The organism is Streptomyces sp. NPDC003379 (assembly GCF_053589195.1).
Genome location: NZ_JBSFRK010000022.1, coordinates 16,633 through 30,310, shown reverse-complemented (window position 1 = coordinate 30,310; position 13,678 = coordinate 16,633). Strand labels below are relative to the sequence as shown.

Annotated in this window: 16 protein-coding genes; 11 read left to right on the top strand and 5 right to left on the bottom strand. The window is 70.5% G+C overall.

Features of this window, described 5'->3' with window-relative positions; genetic code table 11:
* Positions 1 to 9: 9 nt before the first annotated feature.
* Positions 10 to 1,107 carry an amidohydrolase family protein gene (locus ACWDVB_RS22450; RefSeq protein ID WP_451516886.1) on the top strand — a complete coding sequence of 366 codons (1,098 nt, stop codon included), beginning with the start codon at positions 10 to 12 and terminating at the stop codon, positions 1,105 to 1,107.
* Here ACWDVB_RS22450 and ACWDVB_RS22445 read toward each other — a convergent pair.
* From ACWDVB_RS22445 to ACWDVB_RS22430, 4 genes are all read right to left on the bottom strand, one after another.
* Complete coding sequence (locus ACWDVB_RS22445) at positions 1,087 to 2,109, bottom strand: COX15/CtaA family protein (RefSeq protein ID WP_451516887.1); 1,023 nt, start codon at positions 2,107 to 2,109, stop codon at positions 1,087 to 1,089. The two genes, ACWDVB_RS22450 and ACWDVB_RS22445, sit on opposite strands and share 21 nt — an antisense overlap.
* A gap of 77 nt (positions 2,110 to 2,186) precedes the next feature.
* Positions 2,187 to 2,957 (bottom strand): ABC transporter permease, encoded by a 771-nt coding sequence (locus tag ACWDVB_RS22440; protein ID WP_451516888.1) that lies wholly within the window; start codon positions 2,955 to 2,957, stop codon positions 2,187 to 2,189.
* On the bottom strand, positions 2,954 to 3,877 hold the full coding sequence (locus tag ACWDVB_RS22435; RefSeq protein ID WP_451516889.1) for an ABC transporter ATP-binding protein: 924 nt from the start codon (positions 3,875 to 3,877) through the stop codon (positions 2,954 to 2,956). Before ACWDVB_RS22435 ends, ACWDVB_RS22440 begins: the two co-directional genes overlap by 4 nt.
* Positions 3,878 to 3,888: 11 nt before the next feature.
* Complete coding sequence (locus ACWDVB_RS22430) at positions 3,889 to 4,731, bottom strand: aminoglycoside N(3)-acetyltransferase (RefSeq protein WP_451516890.1); 843 nt, start codon at positions 4,729 to 4,731, stop codon at positions 3,889 to 3,891.
* A 161-nt stretch (positions 4,732 to 4,892) separates the two neighbouring features.
* Between ACWDVB_RS22430 and ACWDVB_RS22425 the strand changes: the two genes are divergently transcribed.
* The 8 genes from ACWDVB_RS22425 to ACWDVB_RS22390 all read left to right on the top strand — a co-directional run bounded on the left by ACWDVB_RS22425 (position 4,893) and on the right by ACWDVB_RS22390 (position 11,492).
* Complete coding sequence (locus ACWDVB_RS22425; RefSeq protein ID WP_451516891.1) at positions 4,893 to 5,633, top strand: helix-turn-helix transcriptional regulator; 741 nt, start codon at positions 4,893 to 4,895, stop codon at positions 5,631 to 5,633.
* Entirely contained in the window at positions 5,630 to 7,051 is a 1,422-nt protein-coding gene (gene sufB / locus ACWDVB_RS22420) for a Fe-S cluster assembly protein SufB (protein WP_451516892.1), read from the top strand. The genes ACWDVB_RS22425 and sufB overlap by 4 nt, the downstream gene beginning before the upstream one ends.
* Before the next feature lie 62 nt (positions 7,052 to 7,113).
* Complete coding sequence (gene sufD / locus ACWDVB_RS22415; RefSeq protein ID WP_451516893.1) at positions 7,114 to 8,295, top strand: Fe-S cluster assembly protein SufD; 1,182 nt, start codon at positions 7,114 to 7,116, stop codon at positions 8,293 to 8,295.
* Positions 8,292 to 8,624, top strand: coding sequence for a bifunctional 3-phenylpropionate/cinnamic acid dioxygenase ferredoxin subunit (locus ACWDVB_RS22410; protein ID WP_451516894.1), 333 nt, complete (start codon positions 8,292 to 8,294; stop codon positions 8,622 to 8,624). The genes sufD and ACWDVB_RS22410 overlap by 4 nt, the downstream gene beginning before the upstream one ends.
* 7 nt (positions 8,625 to 8,631) lie before the next feature.
* The gene (sufC, locus tag ACWDVB_RS22405; RefSeq protein WP_451516895.1) at positions 8,632 to 9,396 is read left to right on the top strand and encodes a Fe-S cluster assembly ATPase SufC; all 765 of its coding nucleotides are present in this window, start codon (positions 8,632 to 8,634) and stop codon (positions 9,394 to 9,396) included.
* Entirely contained in the window at positions 9,393 to 10,661 is a 1,269-nt protein-coding gene (locus ACWDVB_RS22400; protein ID WP_451516896.1) for a cysteine desulfurase, read from the top strand. Before sufC ends, ACWDVB_RS22400 begins: the two co-directional genes overlap by 4 nt.
* Positions 10,662 to 10,677: 16 nt before the next feature.
* Positions 10,678 to 11,157: a Fe-S cluster assembly sulfur transfer protein SufU gene (sufU, locus tag ACWDVB_RS22395; RefSeq protein WP_451516897.1), complete on the top strand. Its 480-nt coding sequence runs from the start codon at positions 10,678 to 10,680 to the stop codon at positions 11,155 to 11,157.
* Entirely contained in the window at positions 11,154 to 11,492 is a 339-nt protein-coding gene (locus ACWDVB_RS22390; protein WP_030687191.1) for a metal-sulfur cluster assembly factor, read from the top strand. The genes sufU and ACWDVB_RS22390 overlap by 4 nt, the downstream gene beginning before the upstream one ends.
* A gap of 52 nt (positions 11,493 to 11,544) precedes the next feature.
* Here ACWDVB_RS22390 and ACWDVB_RS22385 read toward each other — a convergent pair whose 3' ends face one another.
* Entirely contained in the window at positions 11,545 to 12,600 is a 1,056-nt protein-coding gene (locus tag ACWDVB_RS22385) for a DUF7847 domain-containing protein (RefSeq protein WP_451516898.1), read from the bottom strand.
* A gap of 142 nt (positions 12,601 to 12,742) precedes the next feature.
* On the opposite strand from ACWDVB_RS22385, the gene ACWDVB_RS22380 reads away from it, so the two are divergent.
* The gene (locus ACWDVB_RS22380; RefSeq protein ID WP_451516899.1) at positions 12,743 to 13,063 is read left to right on the top strand and encodes a DMT family transporter; all 321 of its coding nucleotides are present in this window, start codon (positions 12,743 to 12,745) and stop codon (positions 13,061 to 13,063) included.
* Positions 13,063 to 13,671 (top strand): TetR/AcrR family transcriptional regulator, encoded by a 609-nt coding sequence (locus tag ACWDVB_RS22375; protein ID WP_451516900.1) that lies wholly within the window; start codon positions 13,063 to 13,065, stop codon positions 13,669 to 13,671. Before ACWDVB_RS22380 ends, ACWDVB_RS22375 begins: the two co-directional genes overlap by 1 nt.
* Positions 13,672 to 13,678 lie beyond the last annotated feature (7 nt).

Below are 13,678 nucleotides of genomic sequence, written 5' to 3'. Positions count from 1 at the left end.
GGAGCCCGCATGATCGAAACGCCGTCCCTGGTGGACCAGTACTGCCATGGCGTCCTCCGTACGGAGCTGGGCCTCGGTACCTTCGAGGCCCACCTCGGCCGGGGCGAGGGACCGCCCGCGCCCGGCACCACCCTCTTCGACACCCAGACCGGCTTCGCGGTGCGCCGCTGGTGCCCGCCGCTGCTGGGCCTCGAACCGCACTGCCCGCCGGCCCGCTATCTGGCCCGGCGCCGCGAGCTCGGCGTCCTGGAGTCGGGGCGGCGGCTGCTGCGGGGCAGCGGCATCACCACGTACCTCGTCGACACGGGGCTTCCGGGGGACCTGACGGGGCCAGGCGAGATGGCGTCCACCGGCGACGCCCAGGCCCGCGAGATCGTCCGCCTCGAGCTGCTCGCCGAGCAGGTCGCCGACACCTCGGGCACCGCCGACTCCTTCCTCGCCAACCTCGCCGAGTCCGTGCACGCCGCGGCCGCGGAAGCCGTCGCCTTCACCTCGGTCGCCGGGATGCGCCATCCGCTCGCCCTCGCGGCCCGGCCGCCGGGCCCCGGCGAGGTGCGGGGCGCGGTGGGGCGCTGGCTCGCGGGACGCCAGGTGGGCGGGGCGCTCACCGACCCCGTGCTGCTGCGGCATCTGCTGTGGGTCGCGGTGGCCTCCGGCCGGCCGCTGCAACTGCACGCGGGCGCCGGGGACCCGCAGACGTACTTCGCGGACTTCGCGCGGGCCACCGCGGGCCTCGGCACCGACCTGGTGCTGCTGCACGGCTATCCGTACCACCGCGGCGCCGCGCACCTCGCGGCCGTCTTCCCGCATGTGTACGCCGACCTCGGCCCCGCGCTCGTACGCACCGGGGCGCGGGCGGCGGCCGTGCTCGCGGAGATCCTCGAACTCGCGCCCTTCGGAAAGCTGCTGTTCTCCAGCGGCGCGCACGGCCTGCCCGAACTGCACGTCGTGGGGGCCCACCTGTTCCGTGAGGCGCTCGGGCGCGTCCTCGGCACCTGGGTCGCGGAGGGGGCCTGGTCGCTCACCGACGCGCGGCGCGTGGCGGGCATGATCGCGGCGGGCAACGCCTGCCGCGTGTACGGGCTGTCAGACGGCCGAGAGCTGTGAGCCGTCCGCCTGGGCGGGCACGTCGGTCGTGGCCCCCGGCCGTTCCCGCAGGGACAGCAGTACGCGCATCACGGCGATCCACACCAGGCACGAGCCGAACATGTGCAGGGCCACCAGCACCTCCGGCAGGTCCGTGAAGTACTGGACGTAGCCGATGGCGCCCTGGGCGAGGAGGATCAGGAACAGGTCGCGGGTGCGGGTCAGCGGGCCACGCGGCGCGTCGACCGCCTTGAGGACGAACCACAGGGCGAACGTCAGCGTCACCACGATCCAGGCGAGGACCGCGTGCAGCTTGGTGACGCCCTCCCAGTCCAGGCCGATCGGGTCCAGGTTCATCCGCGGCACGTCGCTGGAGTCGCCCGCGTGCGGGCCCGCGCCGGTCACGACCGTGCCGACCGCGATCAGCAGCACCGAGGCCGCCACCAGGAACCAGACGAGCTGCGCCACGGCCCTGCCGACCAGCGGGCGCGGCTCGCCGTCACCCTCGCGGCTGCGCTGCCACATGGTGACGGCGACCGCGATCAGGGCGGAGGAGAGCAGGAAGTGCGCGGCCACCGTGTACGGGTTCAGGCCGACGAGTACGACGATCCCGCCGAGCACGGCGTTGCCCATGACCAGCCAGAACTGGGTCCAGCCGAGCCGGGTGAGGCTGCGCCGCATCGGCTTCTGCGAGCGCGCCGCGATGATCGCCCAGCCGACCGCCGCGCACAGCACGTACGTCAGCATGCGGTTGCCGAACTCGATGACGCCGTGGAAGCCCATCTCGCCGGTCGCGGTGAGGGAGTCCTCCGTGCACTTGGGCCAGGTCGGGCAGCCGAGGCCCGAGCCGGTCAGCCGGACGGCGCCGCCCGTCACCACGATGACGACGGTCATGGCGAGGGAGATGAAGGCCGCCCGCTGGACGGTCCGCTGGGTGGGCGTCCAGCGCTCGGCGATGAAGGCGAGCGGGTTCCGCACGGCTTGAGCGACGTCGGCTCGGGTCACGTTTGGCACGGGCCCCATCGTAGGGGGCCGCTTGTGCACGGCTTCACGAGGGGGACGTATGCGGGAAATCCGTGCCCGCGAGCACACCCCGGCGGCTACTCCCAGCGGAAGAACTTCGCCGCCGCGCCGAGCCCCAGCACCGCCCACACCGCGAGGATGCCGAGGTCCGCCCACGGCATGCCCGCGCCGTGCCGCAGCACGTCGCGCAGCCCGTCGGAGAGCGCCGCGATGGGCAGCAGTCCGAGCACCGTCTGCGCCGCGTCGGGGAACTTGTCCAGCGGCACGATCACGCCGCCGCCCACGAGCAGCAGCAGGAAGACGAGGTTGGCGGCGGCCAGCGTCGCCTCGGCCTTCAGGGTGCCCGCCATCAGCAGGCCCAGTCCGGAGAAGGCCGCCGTGCCGAGCACCAGGAGCAGGAGCACCCAGAGGGGGTTGCCGTGCGGCGACCAGCCGAGCGCGAAGGCGATGACCGTGAGCAGCAGGATCTGGAAGACCTCGGTGACCAGTACGGAGAGCGTCTTGGCCGCCATCAGGCCCCAGCGGGGCAGCGGCGAGGCGCCGAGCCGCTTGAGCACGCCGTAGCGCCGCTCGAAGCCGGTCGCGATGGCCTGGCCGGTGAAGGCCGTCGACATCACGGCGAGCGCCAGGATGCCTGGCGCGAGGAAGTCCACGGCCTCGCCCTTGCCCGTGTCGACGATGTCGACGGCGCTGAACAGCACGAGCAGCAGGGTCGGGATCACCACCGTGAGGAGCAGCTGCTCGCCGTTGCGCAGCAGCATCCTCGTCTCCAGCACGGCCTGCGCGGCGATCATGCGGGGGAGCGGGGCGCCGCCCGGCTTCGGCGTGTACATACCGGCGGCGCTCATCCGCGCAGCTCCTTACCCGTGAGTTCCAGGAAGACGTCTTCCAGGGTGTGGCGTTCGACCGAGATCCTGTCGGGCATCACCCCGTGCTGGGCGCACCAGGAGGTGACGGTGGCGAGCAGCTGCGGGTCGACCGTGCCGCTCACGCGGTAGGCGCCAGGGGTCAGCTCGGCGGCGGCCGAGTCCGTGGGCAGCGCCTTGAGGAGCGAGGCGACGTCCAGGCCGGGGCGGCCGGTGAAGCGCAGGGTGTTCTCGGCGCCGCCGCGGCACAGGGCGTCGGGGCTGCCCTGGGCGATGACCTTGCCGGCGTCGATGATCGCGACGTCGTCGGCGAGCTGTTCGGCCTCGTCCATGTGGTGCGTGGTGAGGATGACGGCGACGCCGTCGCGGCGCAGATCGCGGACGAGCTCCCAGGTGGCCCGGCGGGCCTGCGGGTCGAGGCCCGCGGTCGGCTCGTCGAGGAAGACCAGGTCGGGCCTGCCGACCACGGCCATCGCGAGCGCGAGGCGCTGCTGCTGGCCGCCGGAGAGCCGCCGGTAGGTGGTGCGGCCGCAGCCGGCGAGCCCCAGGCGTTCGATGAGGGCGTCGACGTCCAGCGGGTGGGCGTGCAGCTTGGCGACGTGGCGCAGCATCTCGTCCGCGCGGGCGCCGGAGTACACGCCGCCGGACTGGAGCATCACGCCGATACGGGGCCGCAGCGCGGCGGCCTCGCGGACCGGGTCGAGGCCGAGGACGCGGACGGTGCCGGAGTCCGGCCTCCGGTAGCCCTCGCAGGTCTCGATGGTGGTGGTCTTGCCGGCGCCGTTGGGGCCGAGGACGGCGGTGATGCCCGCCCCGGCCGTCAGGTCGAGACCGTCGACCGCGGTCTTGTTTCCGTACCGCTTGACCAGACTCCGGATCTGGACGACGGGCTCGTTTCGCATGGTGAGCCAGTCTAGGGACGGACCGGAGGCGCCGGGTCGGCGGGGCGCGGCCGGTTGTGCGCGAGCCAGTGTTCCGCGTACGCGACGGCGTCCGCCAAGGGGAACAGGCGCGACTCGGCGGCGCCCACGAGGCCTCGTACGACCGGGGTGTCCTTCTGCGACATCTCCTTCTCGAAGGCCGCGCCGAGGTCGCCGAAGCCGTCGTCGCTGATGGAGGGCTCACGCACCGTCGTCCAGCGGCGGCCGCGGGACGTCATCACCGCGAAGGCGTTCTCCACCTCGGGGCCGGGGACGCGGTACTCGGCCAGGTGGAAGGCGGTGCAGGTCTCGAAGCCCACGCCGAGGAGCAGGACCCGGGCGCCCGCCTTCTCCAGGCGGGCCAGCGGGCTGCGCTCGCCGAGCCGGCAGTCGCGGGCGTGGCCGGCCATCAGCTGGGCGGCGGCAGGGCCCAGCGCCGCGAACGACGTCTGCGGGTGCGCGCTGCGCAGGGCGCCGGGCCAGGTGCGCACGGCCTCCGGGATGACGCCGACGCCGAAGGTGGGCGTGGTCAGCGGGTCGTACGCGGGGAGGGAGGCGCGCAGCTTCGGCCACCAGCTCTCGGGGACCGGGGGGTTCCGCCACTGGGCCGGGTCGGAGTTGTCCCCGGACTGGGTGGGGACCACCAGCGTGCCGTCGGGGCCGAGCGCGTCCAGGAGGGCTTGGACGACCGCGACCTGGCTGCCGCTGACCCAGCCGAGCGCGCTGAGCGAGGAGTGTGCGAGGAGGGTCTCGCCGGGTCGCACACCGAGGGCGCGGAGCCCGTCCGCGAGCGTCTCGCGCGTGCATAAAGGGCCGGTCGGAGGGGGTGTCGGCATGGTTGAGGAGTCTGCTCCACAGGCGTCGGCTGCGCCACCGGTTTGATCGATCAGTGATCGTTTTCGCAGGTCAGCTTAGGTTTGCCTAAGTGATGCAGCGCACCACGCGGTGATCAAGGCGCGGGTTGTCAGGCTCTGAGGAATTACGCAACAATGGCGTTGTGAAAAACGTTGGCGAGGCTCCGCAGGAGGAACTCGCGACCGGAGAGCGCTCGACGCGCAACCGGGTCGCGCGCTCCATCCTGGACCACGGCCCCTCCACCGTCGCCGATCTCGCGAAGCGCCTCGGCCTCACCCAGGCGGCCGTCCGCAGGCATCTCGACGCCCTCGCCCATGAGAACGTCGTGGAGGCGCGTGAACAGCGCGTCTACGGCGCCAGGACCCGGGGCCGCCCCGCGAAGGTCTTCGCCCTCACCGACTGCGGGCGCGACGCCTTCGACCAGTCGTACGACAAGCTGGCCACGGACGCGCTCCGGTGGATCACCGAGCACCACGGCGAAGCGGCGGTCGTCGAGTTCGCCCGGGCGAGGATCACCGCCCAGGCCGAGACATACAAGAAGGCGATTGACGCCGCGCCGCCCGAGCAGCGCACCGAGGCTCTGGCCAAGGCACTGACCGCCGACGGGTACGCTGCCACGGCGCGCAGCGCGCCGGTCGGCGAGCAGCTCTGCCAGCACCACTGCCCGGTCGCCCATGTCGCCGAGCAGTTCCCGCAGCTGTGCGAGGCGGAGACGGAGTTCTTCTCCGCGCTGCTCGGCACACATGTGCAGCGCCTCGCCACCATCGCCCACGGGGACGGCGTCTGTACGACGTTCATCCCGCGCAGTGGCAGCGGCGGCAGTACCACCACACAGACCACCACACCAGCATCAGCACGCACGGCCGGGAGGAACCCCGCATGACGCTCCCCACGGAGACTGCCCACCCCGAACTCGATGGTCTGGGCACTTACGAATACGGCTGGGCCGACTCCGACGCCGCCGGTGCCTCTGCCAAGCGCGGCATCAACGAGGACGTCGTCCGGGACATCTCGGCCAAGAAGTCCGAGCCGGAGTGGATGACGAAGCTCCGCCTCAAGGGCCTGCGGCTCTTCGACAAGAAGCCCATGCCGAACTGGGGCTCCGACCTCTCCGGCATCGACTTCGCCAACATCAAGTACTTCGTGCGTTCCACGGAGAAGCAGGCGGCGTCCTGGGAGGACCTGCCCGAGGACATCAAGAACACGTACGACAAGCTCGGCATCCCCGAGGCGGAGAAGCAGCGCCTCGTCGCCGGTGTCGCGGCCCAGTACGAGTCCGAGGTCGTCTACCACCAGATCCGCGAGGACCTGGAGGAGCAGGGCGTCATCTTCCTCGACACCGACACGGCGCTGAAGGAGCACCCGGAGCTCTTCAAGGAGTACTTCGGGACCGTCATCCCCGTCGGCGACAACAAGTTCGCGTCGCTGAACACCGCCGTGTGGTCCGGTGGCTCGTTCATCTACGTCCCCAAGGGCGTACAGGTCGAGATCCCGCTCCAGGCCTACTTCCGTATCAACACGGAGAACATGGGCCAGTTCGAGCGGACCCTGATCATCGTCGACGAGGGTGCCTACGTGCACTACGTCGAGGGCTGCACCGCGCCGATCTACAAGTCGGACTCGCTGCACTCCGCCGTCGTCGAGATCATCGTGAAGAAGGGCGGCCGCTGCCGCTACACGACGATCCAGAACTGGTCGAACAACGTCTACAACCTGGTCACCAAGCGCGCCGTGGCGTACGAGGGCGCGACCATGGAGTGGATCGACGGCAACATCGGCTCCAAGGTCACGATGAAGTACCCCGCCGTCTACCTCATGGGCGAGCACGCCAAGGGCGAGACCCTGTCCATCGCCTTCGCGGGCGAGGGCCAGCACCAGGACGCCGGCTCCAAGATGGTCCACATGGCGCCGAACACATCCTCGAACATCGTCTCCAAGTCGGTGGCGCGCGGCGGCGGTCGTACGTCGTACCGCGGCCTCGTCGAGATCGGTGAGGGCGCTCACGGCTCGAAGTCGAACGTGCTCTGTGACGCGCTGCTCGTCGACACGATCTCCCGCTCGGACACCTACCCCTACGTCGACGTCCGCGAGGACGACGTGTCGATGGGGCACGAGGCGACGGTCTCCAAGGTCTCCGACGACCAGCTCTTCTACCTGATGAGCCGCGGCATGACGGAGTTCGAGGCCATGGCGATGATCGTCCGCGGCTTCGTCGAGCCGATCGCCAAGGAGCTGCCGATGGAGTACGCCCTGGAGCTGAACCGGCTGATCGAGCTGCAGATGGAGGGCTCGGTCGGTTAGGACCGGCCGCGTCTCCCCGCAGCGACTGACTTCTTACGCAGAGAGAGAGCACGACGACAGCCATGGCTGAGGCTCAGAACATCCCGGTGGGGTCCACCACCGCCGGATCGATCGCGGTGGCCGCCGAGTCCACCGTCGCCACCCGCATGAGCGCGCCCCCGTCCTACGACGTGGCGGACTTCCCGGTCCCCCATGGCCGCGAGGAGGAGTGGCGGTTCACGCCGCTGGAGCGCCTGCGAGGGCTGCACGACGGCACCGCGGTGGCGAGTGGCGGCATCCGTGTCGAGGTGAGCGCCCCCGAGGGCGTCACCCAGGAGACCGTCGGCCGGGACGACGCGCGCGTCGGCAAGGCGGGCAAGCCCGTCGACCGCGTCGCCGCGCAGGCCTACTCGTCCTTCGAGAAGGCCTCGGTCGTGACCGTCCCCAAGGAGACGGTGCTCACCGAGCCGATCCGCATCGGCGTGCACGGCGAGGGCGGTACCGCCTTCGCGCACCAGGTGATCGAGCTGGGCGCGTTCGCCGAGGCCCTCGTCGTCATCGACCACACCGGTGACGCCGTGCTCGCCGCCAACGTCGACTACATCGTCGGCGACGGCGCCAAGCTCACCGTCGTCTCCGTCCAGGACTGGGACGACAAGGCGGTGCACGTCGCCCAGCACAACGCGCTGATCGGCCGCGACGCCTCCTTCAAGTCCGTGGTCGTCACCTTCGGCGGCGACCTGGTCCGCCTGCACCCGCGCGTCCACTACGCGGGCCCCGGCGGCGAGGCCGAGCTGTTCGGCCTCTACATCACGGACGCGGGCCAGCACCAGGAGCACCGCCTCCTGGTCGACCACAACACCCCGCACTGCAAGTCGAACGCCGTCTACAAGGGCGCGCTCCAGGGCGACAACGCCCACGCGGTGTGGATCGGCGACGTCCTCATCGAGGCCGCCGCCGAGGGCACGGACACGTACGAGATGAACCGCAACCTCGTGCTGACCGACGGCGCCCGCGTGGACTCGGTCCCGAACCTGGAGATCGAGACCGGCGAGATCGTCGGCGCGGGCCACGCCTCGGCGACCGGCCGCTTCGACGACGAGCAGCTCTTCTACCTCCAGTCGCGCGGCATCCCGGAGGACGAGGCGCGCCGCCTGGTCGTCCGCGGCTTCTTCGCCGAGCTGGTCCAGCAGATCGGTCTGCCGGACGTCGAGGAGCGCCTCCTCGCGAAGATCGAAGAGGAGCTGGAGGCGACGGCCGCATGAGTTCCGACCGTGCTCGCTTCGTTCGGGCCTGCGGCCTGAGCGAGCTGGAGGAGGACACCCCCAAGCGGGTGGAACTCGACGGCACGCCGGTCTCGGTCGTCCACACCGAGGGCGAGGTGTTCGCGATCAACGACATCTGCTCGCACGCGAACGTCTCCCTCTCCGAGGGCGAGGTGGAGGACTGCCAGATCGAGTGCTGGCTGCACGGCTCCGCGTTCGACCTCCGTACCGGCAAGCCGTCCGGCCTTCCCGCGACGCGCCCCGTCCCCGTATACCCCGTAAAGATCGAAGGGGACGACGTGCTCGTCTCCCTCTCCCAGGAGTCCTGAGGCACCCATGGCAACGCTTGAAATCAAGGACCTGCACGTCACCGTCGAGGCCGACAACTCCACCAAGGAGATCCTCAAGGGCGTCGACCTGACCGTGAAGCAGGGCGAGACCCACGCCATCATGGGCCCGAACGGCTCCGGCAAGTCGACGCTCGCCTACTCGGTCGCCGGTCACCCCAAGTACACGATCACCCAGGGCAGCGTGACCCTCGACGGCGAGGACGTCCTGGAGATGTCCGTCGACGAGCGCGCCCGCGCCGGCATGTTCCTCGCCATGCAGTACCCGGTCGAGGTCCCCGGCGTCTCGGTCTCCAACTTCCTGCGTACGTCGGCGACGGCGATCCGCGGCGAGGCCCCCAAGCTGCGCACCTGGGTGAAGGAGGTCAAGGCCGCGATGGAGCAGCTCCAGATGGACCCGGCCTTCGCCGAGCGCAACGTGAACGAGGGCTTCTCCGGCGGTGAGAAGAAGCGCCACGAGATCCTCCAGATGGAGCTCCTCAAGCCGAAGATCGCGATCCTCGACGAGACGGACTCCGGTCTGGACGTCGACGCGCTGCGCCAGGTCTCGGACGGCGTGAACCGCGTCCGTGAGACCGGCGAGGTCGGCACGCTCCTGATCACGCACTACACGCGCATCCTGCGCTACATCAAGCCGGACTTCGTGCACGTCTTCGCGAACGGCCGCATCGCCGAGTCGGGCGGCGCGGAGCTGGCCGACAAGCTCGAGGCCGAGGGCTACGAGGCTTACACGAAGGGTGGCGCATCCGCGTGACAGTGGCCCACCAGGGGCTTTCCGGCCTCCTCGACACCGAGGCGATCCGCAAGGACTTCCCGATCCTGGATCGCACGATCCACGACGGCAAGAAGCTCGTGTACCTGGACAACGCGGCGACGTCCCAGACGCCGCGCCAGGTCCTCGACGTACTGAACGAGTACTACGAGCAGCACAACGCCAACGTTCACCGCGGCGTGCACGTCCTCGCCGAGGAGGCCACGGCGCTGTACGAAGGCGCCCGTGACAAGGTCGCGGCGTTCATCAACGCGCCCAGCCGCAACGAGGTGATCTTCACCAAGAACGCCTCGGAGTCGCTGAACCTCGTGGCGAACATGCTCGGCTGGGCCGACGAGCCCTACCGCGTGGACCACGAGACCGAGATCGTCATCACGGAGATGGAGCACCACTCCAACATCGTGCCGTGGCAGCTGCTCTCGCAGCGCACGGGCGCGAAGCTGAAGTGGTTCGGCCTCACCGACGACGGCCGTCTCGACCTGTCCAACATCGACGAGGTCATCACGGAGAAGACGAAGATCGTCTCCTTCGTGCTCGTGTCGAACATCCTGGGCACGCTCAACCCGGTCGAGGCGATCGTGCGCCGCGCCCAGGAGGTCGGCGCGCTCGTCCTCATCGACGCCTCGCAGGCCGCGCCGCACATGCCGCTGGACGTGCAGGCGCTCCAGGCCGACTTCGTGGCCTTCACCGGCCACAAGATGTGCGGCCCGACGGGCATCGGCGTGCTGTGGGGACGCCAGGAGCTCCTGGAGGACCTGCCCCCGTTCCTCGGTGGCGGCGAGATGATCGAGACGGTGTCGATGCACTCGTCGACGTACGCTCCCGCGCCGCACAAGTTCGAGGCGGGCACGCCCCCGGTCTCCCAGGCCGTGGGCCTCGGCGCGGCCGTGGACTACCTCTCCTCGATCGGCATGGACAAGATCGCCGCGCATGAGCACGCGATCACCGAGTACGCGGTCAAGCGGCTCCTGGAAGTCCCGGACCTGAGGATCATCGGTCCGACGACGGCCGAGGACCGCGGCGCCGCGATCTCCTTCACGCTCGGCGACATCCACCCGCACGACGTGGGCCAGGTCCTGGACGAGGAAGGCATCGCGGTCCGCGTGGGTCACCACTGCGCTCGCCCCGTCTGCCTGCGCTACGGAATTCCCGCGACCACGCGAGCGTCGTTCTATCTGTACTCCACGCCCGGCGAGATCGACGCTCTGGTCGACGGCCTGGAGCACGTACGGAACTTCTTCGGCTGAGGGGCTGGCTGGGAACGTGAAGCTGGATTCGATGTACCAGGAAGTCATCCTGGACCACTACAAGCACCCGCACGGGCGTGGTCTGCGCGAGGGCGACGCCGAGGTGCACCATGTCAACCCGACGTGCGGTGACGAGATCACCCTGCGCGTGAAGTACGACGGGTCGACGATCGCCGACGTGTCGTACGAGGGCCAGGGCTGCTCCATCAGCCAGGCCAGCGCGTCCGTCCTGAACGACCTGCTGGTCGGCAAGGACCTCGCGGAGGGGCGGAAGATCCAGGAAGTCTTCCTGGAGCTGATGCAGTCCAAGGGCAGGCTGGAGCCCGACGACGCCATGGAGGAGGTCCTGGAGGACGCGGTCGCGTTCGCCGGGGTCTCCAAGTACCCCGCGCGCGTCAAGTGTGCTCTGCTGAGCTGGATGGCGTGGAAGGACGCGACCGCCCAGGCGCTGGGAGAGGACGACGGCGCCGCTGTCGCCGAGAGGAAGACCGCATGAGCGAGAACGAGACCCTGACCACGAAGCCGGCTTCCGAGGAAGAGGTCCGCGAGGCGCTGTACGACGTCGTCGACCCCGAGCTGGGCATCGACGTCGTCAACCTCGGCCTGATCTACGGCATCCACGTCGACGACGCCAACATCGCCACGATCGACATGACGCTGACGTCCGCGGCCTGCCCGCTGACCGACGTCATCGAGGACCAGGCGAAGTCCGCCACGGACGGCATCGTCAACGAGCTGCGGATCAACTGGGTCTGGATGCCGCCGTGGGGCCCGGACAAGATCACGGACGATGGGCGCGAGCAGCTGCGGGCGCTCGGGTTCAACGTCTGAGCCGATCTGCCTCGAAGCCCCCCGGAGGATCCTCCGGGGGGCTTCGTCGTGTTCACGCCGCCGTGTGCAGGGCCTGGGCCAGGCCCTCCTTGCGGATGCGGCGGTCCATGTAGAGCAGGGCGGTCACCAGGGGGAGGAAGACCACGGCGGTCAGCTGGGTGAGGAGTGTGCCGAGCAGTCCGGCCAGGGCGTACAGGCCGGACTGGGACCGCAGTTGGTGCAGGAAGACGGTGGAGGCCGAGCTGTCCGGGTCGATCGGGCGGGGCTCGGGCGCGGCGAACTGCAGGGGTAGCTGGAACACCAGGGACACGATCACCACGATCACCCCGGCGAGCAGCGAGATGCCGAACGTGCGCCACCAGGCGCCGCGCACCAGACGTACCGAGCGGCGCAGCGCCGTCAGCGGGCCCGCCATCTCCAGGGCCGCCGCGGCCGGGGCGAAGGCGAACAGGACGTACAGCCAGGCCGACAGCGGGAGCACGAGCAGGAAGAGGAGGAAGACCAGGCCGAAGGGGGCGGTCGAATCGGTCAGGACCGTCACGAAGAAGGCGACGAAGAGCAGGGCGAACACCGCGACCGGCAGCAGCAGGATGAGGGCGAGCACCAGCGTCACCGCCGCCACGGACGGCGTACGCGGCCAGGCCCTGCGCCACACCGCCCGGAACGTCGTGCGGCGGCCCAGGACCGCCTCCTGAAGGGTCGTCGCGCAGGCGGCCTGGATGAAGGAGTTGACGGCGAGGCTGCCCAGCAGTCCCGTCGCCCAGACGGCGCCGAAGGCCAGCAGCAGCGGTCGTCCGTGCTCCCACGAGAAGGTGGCGCCCGGTTCGTACATGGCCCGGAAGTCGTCGCGGGTGGCGGCGTACGCGAGCAGGAGCGCGCCCGTCATCACGGCGGCGAGCACTCCGTACGCGGCGGCTGCCGTGCCGAACAGCGGCTTGGCGTAGCGGCGCATCGTGGCGAAGGTGCCGCCGAGCACCTGGTCGACGCCGAGCGGGGCGAGGGGTATGACGCCGGGCTTCGGCGGCGGGGGCGGCGGGGGGCCCCACGGGTTCTGCCGCCAGTCGTAGGGGTGGGGCGGCAGGGGTCCCCACCCCGATGTGTCCGGCATCGCTTCTGTGCTCCATCGTCTCGTGCGCCCCTGTGGTCCCCCCACAGTGATCGCGTCACCTTAGCCCGTGCGGGGGCCGGGGAAGCCGCGCGGGCGGCGCCGTTGCGGACGCTCGTACGCATCGATATGTACACTCGTACCTATGGGATACGCACTGCTGGCCGCGGCCATCGCGGCGGAAGTCACCGGAACCACGGCCATGAAGTACAGCGAGGGGTTCAGCAGGCTGTGGCCGTCGCTGATCACTGTCGCGGGGTATCTCCTCGCCTTCACCCTCCTCGCGCAGACACTCAAGACGCTCTCCGTGGGCACCGCCTACGCGATCTGGGCGGGCATCGGCACCGCGGCCGTCGCCGCCATCGGCATGATGTTCCTCGGGGAGTCGACCAGTCCGCTCAAGCTCGCGGGCATCGCGCTCGTGATCGTGGGCGTCGTCGTGCTCAATCTGGGCGGGGCCCACTGATGCCCCGTCGCTACGACCCCGAGCGCCGCCAGCGGATCATCGACGCCGCGATCCGGGTGGTCGGCGCGAAGGGGATCGCCGGGCTCAGCCACCGCTCGGCCGCCGCCGAGGCCGACGTGCCGCTCGGTTCGACGACGTACCACTTCAAGACGCTCGACGAACTGCTGGTCGCCGCGTTGCGGCAGGCGAACGAGGGCTTCGCCAAGGCCGTGGCCGCCGGCGGCGCGTTCGAGGACCCCGGCGCCGACCTCGCCGAGGAGCTGGCGCGGCTGCTCGGCGAGTGGCTCGGCGGGGAGCGCACGGGGGTCGAGCTGGAGTACGAGCTGTACCTCGCCGCCCTGCGCAGGCCCGCGCTGCGGCCCGTGGCCGCCGAGTGGTGCCAGGGCCTCGCCGGCGTCCTCGCGCCGCGCACCGATCCGGTCACCGCGCGCGCCCTCGTCGCCCTGATGGACGGCGTCTGCCTCCAGGTGCTGCTCACCGGCGGCACGTACGACGAGGCGTACGCGCGCGAGATGCTCGGCCGGCTGCTGCCGGACCGGGCCGTGCCGGGCCGGGCCGTGCCTCCGGACCGTGAGACCGGTTCGCCCGCGCGACACCGCTCCGGTTAGGTTTCAC

Excerpts from the sequence above, each read along its gene's own strand:
- ACWDVB_RS22450 (WP_451516886.1), top strand. The coding sequence starts at position 10 with ATGATCGAAACGCCGTCCCTGGTGGACCAGTACTGCCATGGCGTCCTC.
- ACWDVB_RS22445 (WP_451516887.1), bottom strand. The coding sequence starts at position 2,109 with ATGGGGCCCGTGCCAAACGTGACCCGAGCCGACGTCGCTCAAGCCGTG.
- ACWDVB_RS22440 (WP_451516888.1), bottom strand. The coding sequence starts at position 2,957 with ATGAGCGCCGCCGGTATGTACACGCCGAAGCCGGGCGGCGCCCCGCTC.
- ACWDVB_RS22435 (WP_451516889.1), bottom strand. The coding sequence starts at position 3,877 with ATGCGAAACGAGCCCGTCGTCCAGATCCGGAGTCTGGTCAAGCGGTAC.
- ACWDVB_RS22430 (WP_451516890.1), bottom strand. The coding sequence starts at position 4,731 with ATGCCGACACCCCCTCCGACCGGCCCTTTATGCACGCGCGAGACGCTC.
- sufB (WP_451516892.1), top strand. The coding sequence starts at position 5,630 with ATGACGCTCCCCACGGAGACTGCCCACCCCGAACTCGATGGTCTGGGC.
- sufD (WP_451516893.1), top strand. The coding sequence starts at position 7,114 with ATGGCTGAGGCTCAGAACATCCCGGTGGGGTCCACCACCGCCGGATCG.
- ACWDVB_RS22410 (WP_451516894.1), top strand. The coding sequence starts at position 8,292 with ATGAGTTCCGACCGTGCTCGCTTCGTTCGGGCCTGCGGCCTGAGCGAG.
- sufC (WP_451516895.1), top strand. The coding sequence starts at position 8,632 with ATGGCAACGCTTGAAATCAAGGACCTGCACGTCACCGTCGAGGCCGAC.
- ACWDVB_RS22390 (WP_030687191.1), top strand. The coding sequence starts at position 11,154 with ATGAGCGAGAACGAGACCCTGACCACGAAGCCGGCTTCCGAGGAAGAG.
- ACWDVB_RS22385 (WP_451516898.1), bottom strand. The coding sequence starts at position 12,600 with ATGCCGGACACATCGGGGTGGGGACCCCTGCCGCCCCACCCCTACGAC.
- ACWDVB_RS22380 (WP_451516899.1), top strand. The coding sequence starts at position 12,743 with ATGGGATACGCACTGCTGGCCGCGGCCATCGCGGCGGAAGTCACCGGA.
- ACWDVB_RS22375 (WP_451516900.1), top strand. The coding sequence starts at position 13,063 with ATGCCCCGTCGCTACGACCCCGAGCGCCGCCAGCGGATCATCGACGCC.